Raw genomic sequence first — 20532 nt, 5'->3', positions numbered from 1 at the left:
TTAACAGTGTCAGTGGCTTTTTCCACCACATCAGATGCTGCTTTATCAGCTGCTTCAGGTGCTTTCTTCACTGCATCAATAGCCTTATCAGCAGTGTCAGTGGCTTTTTCCTCCGCGCTAGATGCTGCTTTATCAGCTGCTTCAGGTGCTTTCTTCACAGCATCAATAGCCTTATTAACAGTGTCAGTGGCTTTTTCCTCCGCGCTAGATGCCTTATCAACTTCATCAACTTTATCCGTATCATGTGCAGGATATTCGGAAGCCCTTCGTGCCGCACTTTGAACAAGTGAAGTAGAACAAGCTATGAAAACCGCCATATAAAAGAGTGTTTTCCAATTGATTTTACGATACATTCCTTTTTCCCCTTAAGAGCTTATTGAATAGTTGAAACAAACAATCTTCTTTTTAATGACTATTCATGTCACTCAACGTTGTCACAGCACGTCGATTTTGATTCCAACAGGAAATATCATCACAGACCGCTACAGGTCTTTCTTTTCCGTAAGAAATTGTTTGAATCCGTTGTTCAGACACACCTAGAGACACCAAATAGTTTCGCACAGCAACAGCACGGCGCTGTCCAAGTGCCAAGTTATATTCACGTGTTCCCCTCTCATCAGCATGACCTTCGATCATAATAGAATAATAAGGATAATGAAGCAACCATTCCGCTTGGCGCGTTAAAATACGTTCAGCATCAGCATCAAGTGAAGAAGAATCGAGACTAAAAAACACGCGATCACCCACATTAACCGTAAATTCTTGTCCTGAGCCTGGTGGCACCTGATTCAAACCAGCATCATTCATATAAGCGCCATTCATACCGTTAAGTGCACCGACATTTTTTTTGCCACACCCAGCCAAGCATAGTGCGAAAAAAAAGAGGACAGCTAAGGAATAAGAGAGGTTTTTTTGGGTAGAGCGCATAGTCCGTTTCTCCTTGAGTGTCGTAAAGAAGGGTAAATTCTTAAAAATATTTTCAAGAATAACCGTTAATTCCTAATGAAGACGAAATTTTTCTGTTTTTTGGTCATCATTTTTATTTTTGAGTCTCTGCCAATTTTTCTTCTCTCCAGCCATTCCTCTAACATTTCCATAAGAAATGTTTCCCTTATACGTCATAGCTTTTTATGCATCATCTTGATCTTGACGATTTTTTTGCAGCGCGTTCAGCTTTGCAAAAACTTTATCAGCATCAAAAGTCTTATGCAGATTTTCTTCACTCTCATTTTCCTCTAGGGCAGCGTTTTCCGTCACAGAAGCGGGAAGCAACGACCTATCTTCTTCTGCAGCAACAGGGCGATTTTTCGCCGCACGCTGGAGCTCAAAATCTAAATCGATTTGCGAACACAAACCAAGTCCTACAGGATCAAGAGGAACCAAATTTGCACTATTCCAATGGGTTCTAAGGCGGATTTGTTCAATTGTCGCTTTTGTTGTCCCAATCAACCGTGCAATTTGTGCATCTTTCAACTCAGGATGGTTCGTAACCAACCATAGGATACCATTGGGACGATCTTGGCGTCGAGAAAGAGGGATATAGCGCGCCCCTTTGCGTTTTTTTTCAGGAATATGCACCCTAGATTGAGAAATTTTCAAGCGTGCGTTTTGATCAGCCTCCACCCGTGCAATTTCACTGCGCGTCAATTGCCCAGAACTAATCGGATCTAAACCTTTAATACCATAAGCCGCATCACCATCGGCAATAGCTTTTACTTCCAAAACATGCAATTTACAAAATTCTGCAATCTGATCAAAAGAAAGAGCTGTATTATCAACCAACCAAACAGCTGTTGCTTTGGGCATCAAAAGTTGCGTTGCCATTTTTTATAAATCCTCTTCTGCGCCTCTTCTATGAGGCCGGTTACCGCCCACTCAAGAGCACTAGAACTTTTTATATGTTAGGTCTCTCCAACCACTCCTAAAACAAAGCGAGGCATGGAATAAACCATTTTGCCATGAGATTACATTCTGTTATAGCGTTATTTTTGCTCAACGACAAGAGATCTCTCTTGTAATGATCCTCAACTAAGGTGTCTTTACCTTTAAGATGAATTTTCTTATAAAGGGTTTATTCGATTACTTCACCTCATGCTGTGGCACATTTATTCTGGTGGGATGCGTGTTTTGTCGCCTTAAATTCTAAAGAGTATCCAACTGGAAAGAAAGCCCTAAAATAGGAAGGAAAACTATGGCTGGCCATTCACAATTTAAAAATATTATGCACCGTAAAGGGCGTCAAGATGCAATGCGCTCGAAAATATTTTCTAAACTTGCGCGGGAAATTACCGTAGCAGCAAAACAAGGTGCTCCTGATCCAGCCATGAATCCACGTTTAAGGCTGGCTGTTCAAAATGCCAAAGCACAATCGATGCCGAAAGATAATATTGAACGCGCGATTAAAAAAGCTTCAGGTACCGATGTCGAAAATTATGATGAAGTACGCTATGAGGGCTATGGACCAGGTGGCGTTGCCGTCATTGTTGAAGCTTTAACTGATAACCGCAACCGCACCGCTTCAAATGTGCGCGCCGCCTTCACAAAATCAGGAGGAGCCCTAGGAGAAACAGGATCGGTCAGTTTCATGTTTAATCGGATTGGTGAAATAATCTATAAGCCAGAAGCAGGGACAGCCGATAACATCATGGATGCAGCAATTGAAGCCGGTGCTGAAGATGTGCAATCAGAAGAAACCGGACATCATATTACCTGCGCATTTGAAGATATTGGTGAAGTTTCCAAAACACTTGAAGCAAAACTTGGTGAAGCAGAATCGATTAAAACGATTTGGAAAGCCACCACCCTTGCACCAATAGATGAAGAAAAAGCTTTGTCCGTTTTACGACTGATTTCAACATTAGAAGAAGATGATGATGTACAAAATGTTTATGCCAATTTTGATGTCAGCGATGAGATTTTGGCAAAATTATCTGTATAATTCCTATCATTTGCACAAGCCCTCTCTTCATTCATGAGGGCTTCAAAAGCATCTGTCACCTCGCCTCTTTATCCGCACATATAAAAGCCCCGCGTCAATAGCGGGGACTAACCATTGGTGCAACAAGAAAACCGCCATTAATTCCAGAAAACATAACCCAAAAAAGAAAGCATAAAAAACTCTGTAGCCTCACGCCTTTCTTACATGCCCCAAAGATTATCCCTATAACCCCTCTCTATTTAATCTTTTTGTTCTTTAAGATTAACCTCCCCACCCTCAAGTAATGAAGATGATCTGGTCTGTAAACAATTCGGATTTTCTTGACGTATTCCTATAACGAATCACTCATGGAATTCATTTGAAACTTAAGGCTCAAAAAATACACACTCCCCTAAATATTCGCCATGCACTTAAAAAACACTTAAATATCTCAAGGAAGTTTATATGCCTTATATCGCCACACCTCAAATGACAGTGTTTTTACAACATCACAGAATAAAAATAAGCAAATGGAAAGCCAGAGCTGATTGTTTAGCAAAGTATTATCCAAAAAGCCGGTATATCTCTCTAATCCGTTGCGGATAAATTTTTGACTTTATAGCATTAACTTTATGGCATCGTATGTTTCATAAAATAATGTCATTTATCTTAAAAATCTGTCCTTTTGCTATTACCGATCAATCAATATTCTGACCTAAAACAACAGCGTACTTGAATAAAACACATCAGAGAGCAGCAGAAAAACACCCTTGACAAGAGTCTGGACTCTTCGCAAACCAAATCAAAGAGGAAGTCAAAAAAATATAGAGAGACACTTTGAATAAAAAGTTGAAATCTAGAGACCTCAGAATTTTCGACTATATTTTTTCAAGATGTTGTTTTTGAATTTTTTAAGCATTTTCCCCCAAGGAAATTCTATTGTCGATAAACAACCGTAGATGATAGATGAAATCTACATAACTCCCCATGCCCACTATAATCGATTCCTTCTTTTAAATAATTAAAGACAATTGAGATTGTGTAAACTTGAAACTGTATAGACTATATTCCTTCTATGTTCTGTTTTTAAGCATTTTGTTTTACTGTATATTGAGCAATGGCGACCATGCTGGATCCGAAGCATCATTGGGGGTGGGTAATTGACGTTCATTGCGTCCTGTAATGTCAATCGTATAGATTTTTGGTCCCATACCGGGATTTTTGCGAAAGAACATCAGCACACGACCATTGGGTGCCCAAGTTGGTCCTTCATTGTGAAACCCTGTGGTTAAAATTCGTTCTCCTTGTCCATCAGGGCGCATAACACCGATAGAAAATTGTCCGCTTAATTGTTTTGTAAAGGCGATATAGTCACCCCGTGGAGACCAAATAGGTGTCGAATAACTCCCCTCGTTTGAAGAAATACGCTGAATATCACTCCCATCCGCATTCATTTTATAGATTTGCGGCTTTCCACTACGATCTGAGGAAAAGACGATTTGTTTTCCATCCGGTGAATAAGAAGCAGAAGTATCAATAGCAGAAGTTGTTGTAAGTCGCGTCATCGTACGGGTTCGTAAATCCATGGTGTAAAGATTTGCACTGCCATCATTTTGTAACAAACTCATAATGACCTTTTGTCCATCAGAAGAAAAACGCGGAGCAATTGTCATGTTATTAAACGTTCCGATCAACTCTCTTTGTCCCATTTCAATTTGTTGAAGATAAACATGAGGTACTTGATTGTCCTCATAAGCCATATAGGTCATTTCTTGTCTTTTTGGGGAAAAACGTGGTGTAAGCACCAATTCACTTCCATCAGACATATAAATCAAATTTGCGCCATCTTGATCCATCATTGCTAAGCGTTTAATGCGTGCATTTTGGGGGCCTGTTTCATCGATAAAAACAATTCGTGTATCAAAATAACCACTTTCTCCTGTCATCTCACTATAGATCTCATCTGCGATCATATGTGCCACACGCCGCCAACGTTCTGTCGCGGTATAAAAACGCCGTCCTTTCAATTGTCTTTGTCCAAAAACATCCCATAAACGAAAATCGACCCTCAAACGTCCATCGATTTCTCTCATGACTTGCCCCGTAACTAAACCTTGCGCTTTTATTTTCTGCCAAGACGCAAAATGCGGTTGTTTATTAGGATTAGAAATATTTTCAAGAAAATTTTCTTTATTAAGCGGTAAAAAAAGCCCCGACCGCTCAAGATCGGCTGTCACCACAGCAGATATTTTCAACCCAATCGAATCATTGGAAATAAAGTCTGTAATTGCAATGGGAATGGGATTAAAATCAGCGCTCGAAATAGTCCCTTTCAATTGCGCATAGCCCGATGAAATACTTGAAAGCCACAACCCACAAGTGACAATAAACCAAGCAAAAACTTTATGTCTCGTTATAGTCATCATGGAATGTGTCCTTTCGTTAAGCCAATTTATTTTTTCTCATTTATCATCTGATTTCTTGGAGGGGATCAACATTAAAGTCAAAACCTTGCCCCCATAGATCATATTGATCACGTGGGAGATCTGCATAAGGTTGGCATGAAAAGACAGCGGCGTACACCTGCCTTATCATAATAGCTTGTTGACTCTCAAGACCGCTTACGGGATCAATGATAGGATCGCCCACAACCATCCCTTCACGATCTAAATAAAATCGCAACCGCACAACCGGACGGTTTTTTAAATCGCCACCAAGCGCCACAAGTTTAAGCTTCTGTTGAATACATGCCCCCGCAATATTGACCAATGTTTGTGCCATTTTTGTGGTATCATCAATGTTTTTTCTTGCGCCCAAAGCTTCTGGTGTATGAGAACGTTTTGCTCCCCCTCCTTGTGACCGCGCACGATTGAGCAAATTATTTTCCTCCAGTGCTAAAATATCTTCAATAGTCTGTTTTTCTTGGTTTTTCTTGTTAAGCTTTGGTGTCTTTTGATTCAATGCAGCCGCATTCTTCCTTGGAAATTCTTCGTCAAATTTTGGTTTAAACTGTGGAAGAAGAGATTTTTCTGGAAGTGTAATTTTGGGCGCTTGATGAACAATCTGTTCTGCTGGTACCTTCTGTACCGTTGGAGCCAATTCTTTTGGCGATATCATCTCTTCATTTTTGTGCGCAGGCTTGAGCGCATCTTCCGGCGCCTTAAAAGGCATCTCAGGTGCAACCTTGGGGGTATCCTCCGGCGCGCTCAAAGGCATCTCAGGCGCAACCTTGGGGGTATCCTCCGGCGGCGCGCTCAAAGGCATCTCAGACGCAACCTTGGGGGTATCCTCCGGCGGCGCGCTCAAAGGCATCTCAGGTGCAACCTTGGGGGTATCCTCCGGCGCGCTCAAAGGCATCTCAGGCGCAACCTTGGGGGTATCCTCCGGCGCGCTCAAAGGCATCTCAGGTGCAACCTTGGGGGTATCCTCCGGCGCGCTCAAAGGCATCTCAGGCGCAACCTTGGGTGCATCCTCTGTTTTTGCTTCTAATAATTCTGGTTTTGTAAGTTCGGGTGCAAATGTTTCTGACGTGTTCTTGCTTGGTGGTAGCGATGCTGTTTCAACAGGACGCAGTTTTTCCTTTGGTTGAAAAGGTGCTAGACTATCTATTTGTCCCTCTCCAATATGGCGTGCATCTTCTTTCTCTTGTGGTTGCATAGTTGGTTTAACGGCAGGGATTGCACGGATGGGAGCCTTCACGGATCCTTGTTGAGAGGACAACTCGTCCACTAAAGGAGCAAGAGTGATGGGAATTGCTTCCAATGGTTGTGGTAAAGAGACAGAGCTTGTAAACTGAACGGCTCCCCAACTGAGAAAAATGACATGGACCACAAGGGATAAAGCCAAGCCTCGTTTCATGCTATGATAGGAGTCTTTGTTCATTCTTTATGCCTTATTTATGACTTATATTTTTTCATTTTTAATCACTCTTCGCTCTATTAAACACTTTAAAAACAACGGGTTATGCGAAAATTTTATTACTTATTATTTATTGTGCTAGACTTGCTAACGCAACTTGAGAAAACCCCGCTTTTTGAATATCCGCCAGCAGTTTTAATACTTGCTGATATTCAACAGTTTTAGCAACCCGCACAAAAACCCGTTGATCTTTTTGTGTAGCATCTTCTTCCAGAAGAGTTTTAAGGTGTGCAATCAGTGCTTGTGACGTTTCATAATAATCTTGATTAATGGCAAAGCGCCCTTGCGCGTCAAGTGAAACCGTAAGGGGCGTTTTTTGAGCTCGTACGGGACCCGCTTGACTATGAGGCAAATCTAGAGGAACACCATTCACTAAAAGGGGGGCAGAGACCATAAAAATAATCAACAAGACCAGCATGACATCCACAAAAGGAGTGACATTGATCTCACTCATCAGTTGGCTTCGTGAATGATAGCGCCTGCGTGTATTTTTTCGAGAAGAAGAAGCAACAGAAATTCCCATGGGATAAGCTCCTTTTTATAATGAGGAAGGTGCTGTGCGTGTTTCATCAATACGCCGCGATACAATTGTTGAAAATTCATCGGCAAAATTTTCTATTTGTGCAATGATGCGCGCACTTTCATGAGTCAACTTGTTATAAGCAATAACGGCTGGAATTGCTGCAAACAAACCAATAGCGGTTGCTAAAAGCGCTTCTGCAATCCCTGGCGCGACAATGGCAAGTGATGTATTTTGAGAAGCTGAAATAGAAAGAAAAGACTCCATAATACCAATAACTGTTCCAAAAAGTCCGATAAAGGGCCCCGCAGATCCCAGTGTCGCAAGAAAACTTAATTTTGATTCTATTTTTTCACTTTCACGTCCCAGCGTCAAATCCATAGCCTTATCAATTCTGCTCTGCAAACTTTTCGATGTATGGGTCCCTTTTTCAAGAGATTTTTTCCATTCAATCATCGCCGCCATAAAAACGGCGGATATACTATTGGTGTGTTGACTTTTACATGATGCATAAAGATCTTCTAGCGCTTTGCCTGACCAAAATGTACGTTCGAACTGCTTTATTTCACGCCGTATTCTCCGATACGTAAAAATTTTATCAAAAATAATTGCCCAACTCCAAATGGAAGCGAGCAGCAACCCGATCATAACACCTTTCACGATCCAACTCGCTTGCATAAACAAATGCAACATTCCAATTGTTTCCGGATTCGTTAGTTCACCATGCGGCATAATTTTTGTCCCTCTAAATAAAAGGTGTATTTTTTAAAATTCTATAAAACAGATTATTTTATAGTTTCTAAATTTAAGTAAAAAACCTTAGTTTCACATAAATTCATGTGCTAAAACAAGACTTGTTTCTTAAATTTCTTTAAAAAGTGATGACGAGAGACATCCCTCAACACACGCCCCCCCCTCATTTCACAACAGCATTTATGAAAAATATAACGATAAAGCCTTCCCCATAAATGCTATAAAAACAAAAGATATAAAAATGCATGATATCAAATCTATTATGCACCACCACCTTTACGCTCATGAAAAAAAACTAAAACATCATACACGTTTTAAGCTCAAAATGCAGCGATAAATCTTAGCACTTGAAAAGATTCATAAGAGGCATTTTTATTCCTTTCTCAAGTGTTTCTGTATCCACTCACCAACCCCGCTTGTGACATGTAAGAAAATGTTTTTGATTAATTCACAGCAATAGGGCTTGAAAAGAAAACATCTTACAAGTTTCAGAATTATCCAAAAGTGACAACGCAATGAATTATCATTATAAATAAATATGTTATAATCATGAAAGATTACGCTTTGCCTCAGACTATTGTTTCTCTCATTTTTCATCGAATTTAATACGGGGATACCATCGGGCACAAAAACGACAATAAACCACCATAAAATGCCTCACAACAATGTGCCTCACCCATGCACCCCTATTGTAAGTCCCATATAATCTAGTGTAAGTCTCATGTAATCTCATTGTGTTGTGAATTCGCCCCTTTCAATGCCCATCATCTCTCTGACACCATGGTATAACGTAAAAGCTTCTGTGACGTGAAAAAAGCCTTTTCACATCTTTACTTCATGAAAACTGGCTTCTTCGTTCTCTTTGCGCACTTGTGATATTTGATCGTTATTGCATTGAGAATGATCCATAAGAAACATTTTTACAATTTTTTCAACGATTTATATTGCTCATCTTATGATGTATAATCAAATGATTTTAATTGTTTCAACATGAACAGATTTGAAATGAAAGTATTTTACTCTATGACTCTATTGGGGTTTGTACCCGTGAGAAGTGATAATTTATCTTTCTAAGTCAATCTATTATATAAAATAATATGCTTTTGAAACTTTAAATCCAGAATACATTTCTGCTTTGTATACATTAATCTCTCACTCATTCACTGCGTTTAGGAGCGCAGATAAAGTCATGCATTATGGATGAAAATGGATGGGACATGCGCTCTTGTGATGCCAAATGACAATCCAGTAAAAAACAAATCAAATTGCTTAAAATACTCTTTGGGTGTTTTGAGAAAATTTTTGACCTAATATCTTATTATCACTTTATTGCAATATTGTGCTGGGTATGTGCATTTTTATAAAAATAAATCTTAATCCATTTTTTATTTCTTTTTTGTTTTGTACTTTTCTGCTGTTTTCTTATGCCAACGAACCTTTCTTCAAAAGAAAGAAAATATCTTGAGTTTATAGCAGAAAATGGATGATGAAACATTGATTTTGAATCATAACATGGATGAGGCGTGTTTAATTTTGTGGGATATCATCTTCAATTTAGTGTAGTTATTGTAGCAGAGGTGCTTTCTTTTGATGTATCATGTGACCTTGTTGGGAAACATTTAGGCTATGATAAATGTATGGTCTTAGATTGTAGGTTACTTTACATCCCCTGATCTCTCCTGAAGCTGCTCGCTCAATGAATAACACTTTTAACCAAGCATTTTTGCAAAAAGTTCTTTGGGTAAACGTCGCGGTTTTGCCTCCTCATTAATCAGAGCAATTTCAACTTTAGCTGTTACCAACGTGGTCGCCTCATGCAAAATAGATTGCTCCATAAAAAAGCGTGCCCCTTGGATATGAGTAACACGTGTTTTAACAACTAAAAGATTATCAATTTTAGCTGGTCTTGAAAAATTAATTTCCATATGACGCACAACAAAAAACAGTTTTTCCCCCTCAACCCCTGCTGCTAACATCTTATTATTAAAACCGGTATCCCGTAAAAACTCTGAACGTCCTCGTTCAAAAAACTCAAGATAACGCGCATGATAAACCACTCCGGAAAAATCTGTATCCGCAACATAAACGCGGACCTGAAAATTATGAAAAGCATTTGTATGATTGCTCTTAAAAGGAGTTATTTCTGTCATTGGCTTCATGTCCCATAAAATCATCTAATATAGCAAATTATTTATCAATCAAAAGATTGAACACATTTTTGTGTTGAAGTTGTGAAAAGAAAAAGCCCCCCCTTAATCGTGCAAGACCTTTTTGGTCAGAATATACTAAAAGAAGCACGTCTCTTGTATTTTATGACCTTGCTATAAAATATTCACATAGTTTCTTTTAATAAAGAGAATATCTTAGTCATCTTCCCCATCCCATAAAGACGTCTGAAGTGATGAATTGTCTTGAGCATCAGAAAGTTGAGAACGCCTTTGTATAGACGTTGTAGAGGCAGGAGCAGAAAGCCCTAAATGGCTCCAAGCCTTTTCAGTTAGAATGCGTCCACGAGCGGTTCTTTGAATAAAACCTTGTTGGAGCAAATACGGTTCAACAATATCTTCAATGGCATCGCGTGGTTCTGATAAAGCAGCAGCAATTGTTTCAATCCCCACCGGTCCCCCTAAAAAAGTTTCCGCAATCAGGAGCAAGTAGCGGCGGTCAAGCGGATCAAGCCCAAGATGATCGACCTCAAGGCGCGAAAGCGCTTCATCGGCGATTTTTTGGTCAATTTGTTTTGCCTGTTTAACCAAAGCAAAATCACAAACGCGCCGTAAAAGCCGCCCAGCAATACGAGGAGTGCCCCGTGCTCGGCGTGCAATTTCATGAGCACCATCATCACTGATCTTGACGGCAAAAAGCCGTGCATTACGCTGCACAATATATTCCAATTCTTCTATAGTATAAAAATTTAGACGAATTGGGATGCCAAAACGGTCTCTCAGCGGTGTGGTCAAAAGCCCCAAACGTGTAGTTGCCGCTACCAAAGTAAATTTAGCCAGATCAATTTTCACCGAACGTGCCGCCGGCCCCTCCCCAATAATCAAATCAAGTTGATAATCTTCCATAGCTGGATAAAGAATTTCCTCAATCGCCGGATTTAAGCGATGAATTTCATCAATAAACAAGACATCACGTTCTTCGAGATTGGTCAAGAGAGCGGCTAAATCTCCTGCTTTAGCGATGACAGGTCCTGAAGTAGAGCGAAAATTAACGCCTAATTCTTTTGCCATAATCTGTGAAAGCGTTGTTTTTCCTAACCCCGGAGGTCCTACAAACAAAACATGATCCAGCGCTTCTTGCCGCGTTTTTGCTGCTTCAATAAATATTTTTAAATTAGCCCGTGCCGCTTCTTGACCAATAAAATCATCGAGAACTTGTGGTCTTAAGGAACGATCTGGATCGTTAGGAAGGGGAGCGGGACCCAGAAGGCGTTTATCTTCATCTTTATGCATTGTTACCTTGATTTTAAGTAGGAGAAGAAAGCAATTTGAGACTATGGCGGATCAGCAGGGCAGAAGAAACAGTTTCCTCCTCAAGAGCGTTCATCGCAAGAGCAAGAGCACGGGATGCTTGCTCCCGTTCAAACCCTAGCTTCATCAACGCGGAAAGCGCGTCATGCGCAGGTTGATTGGTCATCTCACGCTGAGGAACCGAAACAGTCTTGAGCGCTTGTTCAAAGGGGAGTGTTTTACTTTTCAGTTCACCCACAATTCTTTCACTGACTTTTTTACCAACGCCCGGCGCTCGACTAATCATCGCAACATCGTTTAAGGCAATAGCTTGTGCGAGTTCATCTGGCGATAAAGTACCCAAGATTGCCAAAGCAACCTTCGCCCCTACTCCAGGAACATTTTGTAGAAGACAAAACCACTCCTGTTCAGCTCTTGTAGCAAAACCAAAAAGGCGGATTGCGTCTTCCCGAACATGCGTTTCAATAAAAAGGCTTAACGCCTCCCCAACAGAAGGCAAAGAAGGACGCAGCCGATTTGACACAAAAACAACATACCCCACACCGTGCACATCAAGAAGGATATGATCATCAAAGATATGTTCAAGGGTGCCCTTTAATTTGCCAATCATGTTGCCACCCCACTCATATCGCCATCCTTGCCTGATAAGATCGGTCAATACTCTTACGATGCATACTATGACAAAGAGCAAGAGCAAGAGCATCAGCCGCATCACTGCTATCAAATTCAGCCCGTGGGAGGAGAACTTTTACCATCATATGGATTTGTTCTTTAGCACCGTGTCCAACACCAATAACTGATTTTTTCACTTTGTTGGGCGCATATTCAAAAACAGGAAGAGTTGCTTGCGCAGGAACCAGCAATGCAATTGCACGTGCTTGCCCAAGTTTTAAAGTTGCTGTAGCATCTTTGTTAACAAACACATGTTCTACAGCGGCTTCATGGGGCATAAATTGATGCACAACCTCTGAAAGACCTTTGTGGATCTGACATAATCTGGAAGCCAGCTCACACTTTACATCAGAAGAAACCGTCCCTGCTGCAATAAACTGAAGACGATTACCAGCAACATCGATAACGCCCCACCCTGTACGCCGTAATCCGGGATCAATGCCTATAATACGAATCGTCTCTGCCATAAACTACAGTCTATACACTTTTCCCCCTTGTGAATAAAGACAAGACCACAAAGAAAACAACAGCACAAGACAAAACCAGTCAAAAGATGGTCATGCCCCCCAATTTATACAATTATAAAACGCAACGAACAGCATCTTTATGGAACATACTTTATGAAGCATAACTAAAATCAATCAAAATCTTTTATCTGCACATCACACGTGGGATTTCCGTATGGAGTGAAACTGTACAAGAAAGGACTAAACATGCCTCTAATGAACCATCTCAAGAGCCAAGAACTTGTCGCAACACTGGGGACTGGCAAATATGATGATGGTGCCGGCTTGCTCCGTTGCAAGCGTTAAGATGAGGGAGCTCAATGGATGTGAACAAGAACTGAGAGGTGTTTTTGAATATGCCCATTACACCACAATGTCATTGCATAGAGAGGGGACATTGCATGGGGGCACAGAGAACCCCTGAGGCATTCATTATATGGCACTTTATTTTGGATGTTTTATTTTACGCGAAGAAAATAACTTCCATTCAAAACAAGAGAAGCCCAAAAACTGACACAATGTGTATCATCCTCATTAACACACGCTCTACAGCAACTTTATAGGCATAAGTTATAGAGCATAAATAAATTGATATACAATCCCTAGCTCTATCTAGCGCCCGATCATTATCATAGCCAAAACAAAATCACACGACAGATCAACAGAAAGTGTTCCAGCTGCAATCAACCAAAGCCGATTTCCACAAGACCAACCATACCCCATCCCATGCCATAATTCGAAATCAATACCTCTCAGCTATAAGCTCAAGATATTTCCTACGCTCAAATAGAAATTAGGCAGAAAAAAGCACTCTAGATTGGTTTTAGTTGTGACATTTTGGTTGTAAAAAATGGGTAGATTGCTCTAAATATCGCAAGAAAGAAGCAAGGCGCTATTCTTCTCAAAACACCCCCAAAAGCTGTTTTCAGTAATTCGATTTGTTTTCCCACTGGATTATCATCGCTTAAACTACAGCCTCCCCTTATTTACCAGAGCGCTTAAACTACAGCCGCATATCTAAACGAAAAAAATGCGCGCTTCTAAACGCAATGAATGAGAAACAAATTGGCGGAAAATTTCTGGCAATTCATGCCAATGAAAGGGAAAAATTCCAATATTGGTGTATGAAGTGACACTTTTACAATTGCTTTTTTATTTGTTCTGATGACATTTCCCCTTCGCGCAAAGCAAGGGAATACCTCTAAGAACGCCCAAAGGCAGTTTTGAGCAATTCGATTTGTTTTCCTACTGGATTATCATCTTCTAAGGCACAAGAGGCTGCAGTTTCCCACCCAGCACGCATATACTGTATGCGCGCTTCTAAACGCAATGAATGAGAAACAAATTGGCGGAAAATTTCTGGCAATTCATGCCAATGAGGGGTTTCAAGTTCCAATGTCGGTGTATGAAGTGATACTTTTACAATTTCTTTTTTTATTTGTTCTGATGACATTTCCCCTTCGCGCTCTGCCCGAAGAAGAAGGAGTTGAGAAGCAATTTGCATCAGTCGTGTACTTAAATACATAGCTTCTTTCGCATAGATTGCAGAAACTTCTGCCGAAAGGGAACGTGCCACTAATTTCCCTTCTGAATCAATATACGCTGCGGTTTTTTCAATCAGCGCCATTGTTTCTTCATAGAGACGATTAAAAGCATTTTCAAAAGCATTATGCTCAATCATGATAATAGGTTCATCATATGGACGTTTATGTACACTCACGCTTTTATACTCCAAGTATCAGCACAAAATTACACCACTCAACGAATAGAGTATTAAAAAGTTTCTTTTGTTGCTGTGTAGAACGCTTTTTTTTAAACTGCTACCTCTTTTAATTTTTTTGCGCAACGCGCTTTTTATACTAAGGTTAACGCACCCAACAAACACTACAGGAGCGTTTTTCTTATAAACGGATCAGTTTCCTTGAAAAGGACCACTGCCAAGATCGCCGTCTTTCACAATAATAGGCGACTCCAAATTGCAGAGCAATACCCGTTATTATTAAGAGGGTATCGGAAAAAAACGTTCCTGTCATCACTGTTTTTATAATTTGTCCAAACATCGCAAAAATGGTTCCCGTTACAAAGACCGGTAAACTATGTTTTCCTAAGATTGCTAAAGGATGTTTCTGAGAGACATAAAACCATTTATTGATGCAGGGCAAAGAAAGAATAAAAAAGGCTAATGCAAGAACATGGAGTAAACGTGGCAAGCTTAAAAAGGTTTTATTAAAGTTCAACAATGGGGAAGACCAGCCAAGCCACCCCAAAATACCCCACCAGTTTAAGCGAACCCATAACAGTGCCAACAAGAGATAAGCTGCCGCACAAACAATCCAAAAAGACTGAAAAGCGATTGTTTTTCCTTGTTTAAGCGCTAAAGTACTGGTCAATCCTATGACAAATAAGAATTGCCAAGACAAAGGGTTTAAAAACCACTTTCCTTCTAAAGGATAAGAAGGAGGAGCAATTTTATAAAATCCGCAGATAAGATACAGCGTAAACGAGCCCAAAAGCAGCCACTTTGTCTGTTTACAACTCAAATAAAGGATAAAAGGCGCAAAAAACATCAAAACGATATAAAGTGGAAGAATATTATTATATCCCAATTGATGCCCAAAGCTTAAGGTACTCAAAAATGCGATACCAGGCTCTTTAAAAAAGAGTCCCACATTGTTCATTGATAAAAGTTTTTCTGTTTTCCATAATAAAAAGGCAGCAAAAAAAAGACTTAACGTGACAAAAGTAGTAAAAAGATATGCGCCATAGAGCTGCAAAGCTCTGTACCACAGTTTTCGGATGATAAAAGCAAAGGATTTTTGCTGTAACCGTCCATGAAAACTTAACCCAAGAGCAATCCCTGAAAGCAAAACAAACACTTCTGCACAATCAGAAAAACCGAAATTTCTATGGGTAAAAGACTCATAGATCGTTCTGGGAATATGGTTGATGAAAATCGTCAATAAGGCTAAAGAACGAAAAACGTCAATACGCGTATCACGGCGAAAAGGTTGAGTTTTATGCTCAAGAACACCTTGGTATTTCATCAGTGGACTCCCACACGCCACAAACCCCTTGAAGTCCCATAAAAATGGTGGTTACCCTTATTGCCAACAAGCATAAACAGGATGAAATTTTAATTTTTAAGAGTCAAGTTTCATTTTAAGCGTTTATTTTTTAAAAGGCAAAATTTTTTTAAAGGTAAAAGAACGAAAAGAATCCATACATGTATCACAGCAAAAAGGCGACATATTATGCTTAAAAACACTCTCATTTCTCATAAGCAGGCTCCCACACACCCACAAATCCTTTAAATTACGTGAAAATGGTGGTCACTTTCATCGCAAATAAGCATAATAGAATGAAACTTTAATTTTAAGCATTATTTTTCTCTAAGAAACAGGGATTTGACATGACAGAACAAAAAAATAAACCAATTGATCCACCTCTTTTCCCTCAGTTGATTTTAACACTCGATGTTCGGCGCAACACCCCACACACATTTTTGCAGCAAATTTTGCAAACAAAGTCTTTTGCATGCGTCATCCTCTATGATTCTGAAAAGTTGAAAGATGATAGCTCTTTTTTACAACAACAAGCGCAAACTTACGCAGAAGATATTCAACATCATAACGCAGCCCTTCTCATCGCTGATGACAGCCGCATTGCTGGGCGCATAAAGGCTGATGGATTGCACATAGAAGATGATCTTAACGCTCTTGAAAGCTTCAAAAATCAGCAAAAGGAACAAAAAATCATAGGCTTTGGCAATCTACGCAATCGCCATAGTGCTATGCTTGCAGCGGAAACAGGTGTTGATTATCTATTTTTTGGCAAATTAGGGGCTGATAAAAAACCCCATGCGCACCCCCGCAATCTCCAGTTAGCAACATGGTGGGCAGAAATTATGCAAACCCCCGCCATTATCCAAGCAGGAAGCGATTTTTCAACCTTTGATGAAGCCTTAAAAACTGGATGTGAATTCATTGCTGTAGAAGAAGTGATTTTGGGAAACGACAACCCCTTAATACTGCTTAAAACAATGCAAGAAAAATGTGAAAACACCCCCTTGTAATATAGGAGGAGAATTTATAAATAAAGCGTTAACTTTCGTGCTTCTTATATAGAGCACATAACGGCATATATAAATAGGAGAAAAATTCGTTTCGTTCATTCACAATTCAATCAGATCGCTTCATCACGCAGTAAAATTTCCCATCATTTAGTCAAGTTTTCCCACGTTTCAATCAATTGAATGGAAGGTGACCGTTTCTTTTTGTGCATCGTATAAGAATATGAAATCATAAAGCTATTTAAATTCAAATAGTTATAAAAATAAACCAACATTTTATATTAATAGCCAGCAATATTGAAAGAATATAAACAGTGAAATATAGCGGAACCTTCGAAGACCTTAAAGATATAGTTAAAACAGCTGGATATAAAATCATAGAAATTAAGTCTCTATCACTTAATTCTTCTAAAGGATATCAAATCAAAACCTCCGAAGGAGGCGTTATTAATTGGTATGAAAGCACAGGAACAATCAACGTTCAAGGCAAAGAATCCGCTGTGACAAATCTAGAAAAAGCTTTGGTTAAACACATACAAGAAACATCAACAATTCCTTCCTCAAAAACTGCTTCCAATCCTTCAAATAAAAAAATTTTTATCGTTCATGGTCATGATCGTACTGCCCTAAAGCAACTTACATCTATTCTTAATGATTTTAATCTTGAACCATACATTTTACAAAATACTGGCGGAAATGGCTTAACCATCATTGAAGCTTTAGAAAAAGGAATCTGTAGCGATTTCATAAAATTTGGTATTGTGCTGCTTACTCCCGATGATATAGGCTATGCCAAATCTGCCGGCAAAAAAGCAGCACAACCCCGTGCGCGACAAAACGTTATTTTCGAAATGGGCATGTTAATGTCTACGCTTTCTCGCAAAAATGTCGCTATTCTAAAAAAACAAGACCTTGAACTCCCTTCAGATATTAATGGAATTATATACCTTCCTTTTAAAGAACACGTAAAAGAAACACTTAAAGATCTTTCTCATCGACTATGTGAAGCCGGCTTCAATTTAGATGCAAAGAAATTAGATGAAAAGAAAGTTACTCGTGCATTAAATTAAATTTGAATAATGCTTATGTTTATTTTTTAAAGCGCACGCCCAAAACCACAAGGCACCCTACCACATTCCACAGACACACACATCCTATAGGCTCAAAGAAACGATCACCCCCCACCCTTCCTCAAACAGCAAGCAATTGTGCAAATTTAAATGAAGAGACTGCGTGTGAATTCACTACCGTAGAAGAAATCATTTTAGTCTCTTTGATAAACGCGGGGCTGTTGTCATAATTTTGGTAATTGTTCCAGAAAGGTTTAAGAGGCAGATAGCCTCTGATTAGATTAAAGAAAAATAGGAAATTCACGTCAGGCATGTACTACAGCTACAATTTCGATTTGATTTGCAGCTACTCGATACAATATAAGGTAATTTGGATGCGCTACAATTTCTCGTAATCCTAATACCTTCTCGCTCTGTCTGTATAAATATGGATGTTCTGCCAATGGCAGTACGGATGCTTCCAAAAACCTTTTCATTCGGCGCGCAGCGGATGGATTTTCGCGAGCAATGTACGTTAAAATCTGACGCAAATCGTCGCGCGCCGAAGACAACCAAACAATCGGAAGCATCACTTTTCCTGTTCAGCTTCAAGCTGACTGATTATAACTTCCATTTCAGCCATAACCTCATCATGCGGAATAGGAGGATATGGATTTGCAAGACTTCTCGCTACCTTATCGCGCAGCCATGCAGTGTAGCTGCTTTCCTGTTCAACGGTTTCGAACTCTGAAATTAGCGGAGAAAGGGTGGTCTTCATATGTATGTCCTTTCTATTCCTGAATATTGAAAATAATTACTCTTGGCTATGTTGTCAATACTAGAGAATTGAAAATGTTTAACTTTTAAGCGTCCAAAGTTCTTTTGATCTTAAAACTTAAGGCTTTTTAACCCTCTCAAAAAACACGGATCTGATATCATGATTTTGGTAATCGTTCCAGAGAGGTTTAAGAGGCGAATAGCCTCTCATTAAAAAACAAATTTTGTAAGTAAAAAACTATTTTTATTGTAAATTTCCTGAAATTACTTTATGAATTAAAAGATGTTTTGGTCGCATACGCAACGACCAAGAGGGTCTTGAAAGCCCGAAAATCTAAACATGAATTTATCCCACTTTGTGGGTATCCCGGAATTCCGGGAGTTTTTGCTATGTCCAGGTGCTTTAAGCACTAAAAGCAAAAAAAGCTGATTAGATTTCAGTACTTTCAAGCTCCCGGAATACTCATGCGAGGGCGCTCGCAACCGGCGGGGAAAGATGCAAAGTAAAAATCCTCATATTGATCTTTTTGTTGGCAAAAAAATTCGCTTAAAACGAAAAATGTTGAAGATGTCTCAAAAAACATTAGGTCAACATTTAGGTGTCACTTTCCAACAAATTCAAAAATATGAAAAAGGCTTAAATCGTGTCAGCGCAGGGCGTTTAATGGAAATTTCTGATATTTTGAATGTTCCACTTTCCTTTTTTTACGCGGATATCTTAACAAAACAACAGCCCCCATATCATCATGATGAAATCGCATCGAGCACAGAGGAATATCTGCTGCTCAAAAGATTTAGAACTCTCACCACGGTAAAAAAGAAAGCCTTTTTACAGCTCATCTCTGATGAGAATGCAAGCTAACATAACGCGATAGTGTGTGCTATTCAAAGTCCCCTTTGTGAACGCTTTATTGCTTGAATGCAAAACATGCCACCCCTCCATTTTAAGAAACGACACGGTAAGAGACACTATTTTAATTTTTATTGTAAATTTTCTGAAATTACTTTATGAATTAAAAGATGTTTTGGTCGCATACGCAACGACCAAGAGGGTCTTGAAAGCCCGAAAACTCAAACATGAATTTACCCCACTTTGTGGGTATCCCGGAATTCCGGGAGTTTTTGCTATGTCCAGGTGCTTATTAGCACTAAAAGCAAGATGCTGATTTGAGTTCAGTTTTAGACTCCCGGAATACTAATGCGAGGGCGCTCGCAACCGGCGGGGAAAGATGCAATCTCAAAATCTTAATATTGATCTTTTTGTTGGCAAAAAAATTCGTTTGAGACGAAAAATGTTGAAGATGTCTCAAAAAACATTAGGTCAACATCTAGGCGTCACTTTCCAACAAATCCAGAAATATGAAAAAGGCTTAAATCGTGTCAGCGCAGGGCGTTTAATGGAAATTTCTGATATTTTGAATGTTCCACTTTCCTTTTTTTACGCGGATATCTTAACAAAACAACAGCCCCCATATCATCATGATGAAATCGCATCGAGCACAGAGGAATACCTGCTGCTCAAAAGATTTAGAACTCTCACAACGGTAAAAAAGAAAGCCTTTTTACAGCTCATCGCTGATGAGAATGCAAGCTAACATCACACGGATAGCGCACTATTCATAAGCATTCATACGTATTTTAAAAAGCAGCCCCCATTGTAAGCATTTTTTCATTTTAGGAGGAGATGCCCTTAATATAATAGAAGATAAGCATTTTTACACACGACACCCCTTCATTATTATTATTTTTAACAGGATTGTTTTAAACAGTCTGGCTCTCGTCGACATTTATGCTATTTTTTTAACTTACCCACCCCTACCCTAACTTAAGACGAAAAACTGAGAAATAAAAAGTAATATAGAAATGAGATTCTTA

The 20532-nt window shown here is 39.5% G+C and carries 19 protein-coding genes and 1 pseudogene; 5 read left to right on the top strand and 15 right to left on the bottom strand.

All coding sequences use genetic code 11. The annotated features are described in order from the left end of the window. The 3 genes and pseudogenes from ACFIJ7_RS01720 to ACFIJ7_RS01710 form a co-directional block, all read right to left on the bottom strand. Positions 1–353, bottom strand: a pseudogene (locus ACFIJ7_RS01720) (tol-pal system protein); the annotation flags it as partial. A gap of 52 nt (positions 354–405) precedes the next feature. Further along, positions 406–927, bottom strand: coding sequence for a peptidoglycan-associated lipoprotein Pal (pal, locus tag ACFIJ7_RS01715; protein ID WP_375644457.1), 522 nt, complete (start codon positions 925–927; stop codon positions 406–408). 201 nt (positions 928–1128) lie between these two features. After that, positions 1129–1824 (bottom strand): DUF1013 domain-containing protein, encoded by a 696-nt coding sequence (locus ACFIJ7_RS01710; protein ID WP_375611764.1) that lies wholly within the window; start codon positions 1822–1824, stop codon positions 1129–1131. 367 nt (positions 1825–2191) lie between these two features. Here ACFIJ7_RS01710 and ACFIJ7_RS01705 point away from each other — a divergent pair, with 367 nt between their 5' ends. Continuing rightward, positions 2192–2938: a YebC/PmpR family DNA-binding transcriptional regulator gene (locus ACFIJ7_RS01705; RefSeq protein ID WP_005774608.1), complete on the top strand. Its 747-nt coding sequence runs from the start codon at positions 2192–2194 to the stop codon at positions 2936–2938. A 1079-nt stretch (positions 2939–4017) separates the two neighbouring features. Here the strand turns inward: ACFIJ7_RS01705 and tolB are convergent. The 10 genes from tolB to ACFIJ7_RS01655 form a co-directional block, all read right to left on the bottom strand. Next, positions 4018–5343, bottom strand: coding sequence for a Tol-Pal system beta propeller repeat protein TolB (tolB, locus tag ACFIJ7_RS01700; RefSeq protein WP_015856942.1), 1326 nt, complete (start codon positions 5341–5343; stop codon positions 4018–4020). 43 nt (positions 5344–5386) lie between these two features. Then, entirely contained in the window at positions 5387–6799 is a 1413-nt protein-coding gene (locus tag ACFIJ7_RS01695) for a cell envelope biogenesis protein TolA (RefSeq protein WP_375644456.1), read from the bottom strand. A 106-nt stretch (positions 6800–6905) separates the two neighbouring features. Continuing rightward, the gene (tolR, locus tag ACFIJ7_RS01690) at positions 6906–7358 is read right to left on the bottom strand and encodes a protein TolR (RefSeq protein ID WP_273787696.1); all 453 of its coding nucleotides are present in this window, start codon (positions 7356–7358) and stop codon (positions 6906–6908) included. Between the two features lie 15 nt (positions 7359–7373). Next, a complete protein-coding gene (gene tolQ / locus ACFIJ7_RS01685) occupies positions 7374–8087 on the bottom strand; it encodes a protein TolQ (protein ID WP_015856945.1) in 714 nt (237 codons plus the stop codon). A gap of 1730 nt (positions 8088–9817) precedes the next feature. Beyond that, positions 9818–10258 (bottom strand): tol-pal system-associated acyl-CoA thioesterase, encoded by a 441-nt coding sequence (ybgC, locus tag ACFIJ7_RS01680; protein ID WP_375635534.1) that lies wholly within the window; start codon positions 10256–10258, stop codon positions 9818–9820. Positions 10259–10471: 213 nt separating this feature from the next. After that, positions 10472–11566, bottom strand: a complete 1095-nt coding sequence (ruvB, locus tag ACFIJ7_RS01675) for a Holliday junction branch migration DNA helicase RuvB (protein ID WP_375635533.1) — start codon at positions 11564–11566, stop codon at positions 10472–10474. A gap of 13 nt (positions 11567–11579) precedes the next feature. Further along, entirely contained in the window at positions 11580–12194 is a 615-nt protein-coding gene (ruvA, locus tag ACFIJ7_RS01670) for a Holliday junction branch migration protein RuvA (RefSeq protein WP_375635532.1), read from the bottom strand. 13 nt (positions 12195–12207) lie between these two features. Further along, positions 12208–12723: a crossover junction endodeoxyribonuclease RuvC gene (gene ruvC / locus ACFIJ7_RS01665; protein ID WP_273787693.1), complete on the bottom strand. Its 516-nt coding sequence runs from the start codon at positions 12721–12723 to the stop codon at positions 12208–12210. A gap of 1240 nt (positions 12724–13963) precedes the next feature. After that, complete coding sequence (locus tag ACFIJ7_RS01660) at positions 13964–14482, bottom strand: DUF1465 family protein (RefSeq protein ID WP_015856950.1); 519 nt, start codon at positions 14480–14482, stop codon at positions 13964–13966. A gap of 181 nt (positions 14483–14663) precedes the next feature. Then, a complete protein-coding gene (locus ACFIJ7_RS01655) occupies positions 14664–15806 on the bottom strand; it encodes an OpgC family protein (RefSeq protein ID WP_375644455.1) in 1143 nt (380 codons plus the stop codon). 365 nt (positions 15807–16171) lie between these two features. Between ACFIJ7_RS01655 and ACFIJ7_RS01650 the strand changes: the two genes are divergently transcribed. Together ACFIJ7_RS01650 and ACFIJ7_RS01645 are read left to right on the top strand one after the other, a co-directional pair. After that, positions 16172–16834, top strand: a complete 663-nt coding sequence (locus ACFIJ7_RS01650; RefSeq protein ID WP_375644454.1) for a thiamine phosphate synthase — start codon at positions 16172–16174, stop codon at positions 16832–16834. 311 nt (positions 16835–17145) lie between these two features. Beyond that, positions 17146–17901: a TIR domain-containing protein gene (locus ACFIJ7_RS01645; protein ID WP_375644453.1), complete on the top strand. Its 756-nt coding sequence runs from the start codon at positions 17146–17148 to the stop codon at positions 17899–17901. Positions 17902–18206: 305 nt separating this feature from the next. Here the strand turns inward: ACFIJ7_RS01645 and ACFIJ7_RS01640 are convergent, their stop codons facing one another. Next, positions 18207–18470 (bottom strand): type II toxin-antitoxin system RelE/ParE family toxin, encoded by a 264-nt coding sequence (locus ACFIJ7_RS01640; protein ID WP_375644452.1) that lies wholly within the window; start codon positions 18468–18470, stop codon positions 18207–18209. Next, the gene (locus ACFIJ7_RS01635) at positions 18470–18658 is read right to left on the bottom strand and encodes an antitoxin (protein ID WP_375619989.1); all 189 of its coding nucleotides are present in this window, start codon (positions 18656–18658) and stop codon (positions 18470–18472) included. The genes ACFIJ7_RS01640 and ACFIJ7_RS01635 overlap by 1 nt, the downstream gene beginning before the upstream one ends. Before the next feature lie 495 nt (positions 18659–19153). Between ACFIJ7_RS01635 and ACFIJ7_RS01630 the strand changes: the two genes are divergently transcribed. Both ACFIJ7_RS01630 and ACFIJ7_RS01625 read left to right on the top strand, forming a co-directional pair. Continuing rightward, positions 19154–19519 carry a helix-turn-helix domain-containing protein gene (locus ACFIJ7_RS01630; RefSeq protein WP_375644451.1) on the top strand — a complete coding sequence of 122 codons (366 nt, stop codon included), beginning with the start codon at positions 19154–19156 and terminating at the stop codon, positions 19517–19519. A 367-nt stretch (positions 19520–19886) separates the two neighbouring features. Beyond that, positions 19887–20252, top strand: coding sequence for a helix-turn-helix domain-containing protein (locus tag ACFIJ7_RS01625; protein WP_273787687.1), 366 nt, complete (start codon positions 19887–19889; stop codon positions 20250–20252). Positions 20253–20532 lie beyond the last annotated feature (280 nt).

This window comes from Bartonella sp. MR100HLJHH, from assembly GCF_042194215.1.
Taxonomy (GTDB): Bacteria; Pseudomonadota; Alphaproteobacteria; order Rhizobiales; family Rhizobiaceae; genus Bartonella; species Bartonella grahamii.
Note: the sequence above shows the minus strand (reverse complement) of the source record. Positions and strands in the feature narration are given on the sequence as shown.

Coding starts and splice junctions, on each gene's coding strand:
- pal (WP_375644457.1), bottom strand. CDS start 927: ATGCGCTCTACCCAAAAAAACCTCTCTTATTCCTTAGCTGTCCTCTTT.
- ACFIJ7_RS01710 (WP_375611764.1), bottom strand. CDS start 1,824: ATGGCAACGCAACTTTTGATGCCCAAAGCAACAGCTGTTTGGTTGGTT.
- ACFIJ7_RS01705 (WP_005774608.1), top strand. CDS start 2,192: ATGGCTGGCCATTCACAATTTAAAAATATTATGCACCGTAAAGGGCGT.
- tolB (WP_015856942.1), bottom strand. CDS start 5,343: ATGATGACTATAACGAGACATAAAGTTTTTGCTTGGTTTATTGTCACT.
- ACFIJ7_RS01695 (WP_375644456.1), bottom strand. CDS start 6,799: ATGAACAAAGACTCCTATCATAGCATGAAACGAGGCTTGGCTTTATCC.
- tolR (WP_273787696.1), bottom strand. CDS start 7,358: ATGGGAATTTCTGTTGCTTCTTCTTCTCGAAAAAATACACGCAGGCGC.
- tolQ (WP_015856945.1), bottom strand. CDS start 8,087: ATGCCGCATGGTGAACTAACGAATCCGGAAACAATTGGAATGTTGCAT.
- ybgC (WP_375635534.1), bottom strand. CDS start 10,258: ATGACAGAAATAACTCCTTTTAAGAGCAATCATACAAATGCTTTTCAT.
- ruvB (WP_375635533.1), bottom strand. CDS start 11,566: ATGCATAAAGATGAAGATAAACGCCTTCTGGGTCCCGCTCCCCTTCCT.
- ruvA (WP_375635532.1), bottom strand. CDS start 12,194: ATGATTGGCAAATTAAAGGGCACCCTTGAACATATCTTTGATGATCAT.
- ruvC (WP_273787693.1), bottom strand. CDS start 12,723: ATGGCAGAGACGATTCGTATTATAGGCATTGATCCCGGATTACGGCGT.
- ACFIJ7_RS01655 (WP_375644455.1), bottom strand. CDS start 15,806: ATGAAATACCAAGGTGTTCTTGAGCATAAAACTCAACCTTTTCGCCGT.
- ACFIJ7_RS01650 (WP_375644454.1), top strand. CDS start 16,172: ATGACAGAACAAAAAAATAAACCAATTGATCCACCTCTTTTCCCTCAG.
- ACFIJ7_RS01640 (WP_375644452.1), bottom strand. CDS start 18,470: ATGCTTCCGATTGTTTGGTTGTCTTCGGCGCGCGACGATTTGCGTCAG.
- ACFIJ7_RS01635 (WP_375619989.1), bottom strand. CDS start 18,658: ATGAAGACCACCCTTTCTCCGCTAATTTCAGAGTTCGAAACCGTTGAA.
- ACFIJ7_RS01630 (WP_375644451.1), top strand. CDS start 19,154: ATGCAAAGTAAAAATCCTCATATTGATCTTTTTGTTGGCAAAAAAATT.
- ACFIJ7_RS01625 (WP_273787687.1), top strand. CDS start 19,887: ATGCAATCTCAAAATCTTAATATTGATCTTTTTGTTGGCAAAAAAATT.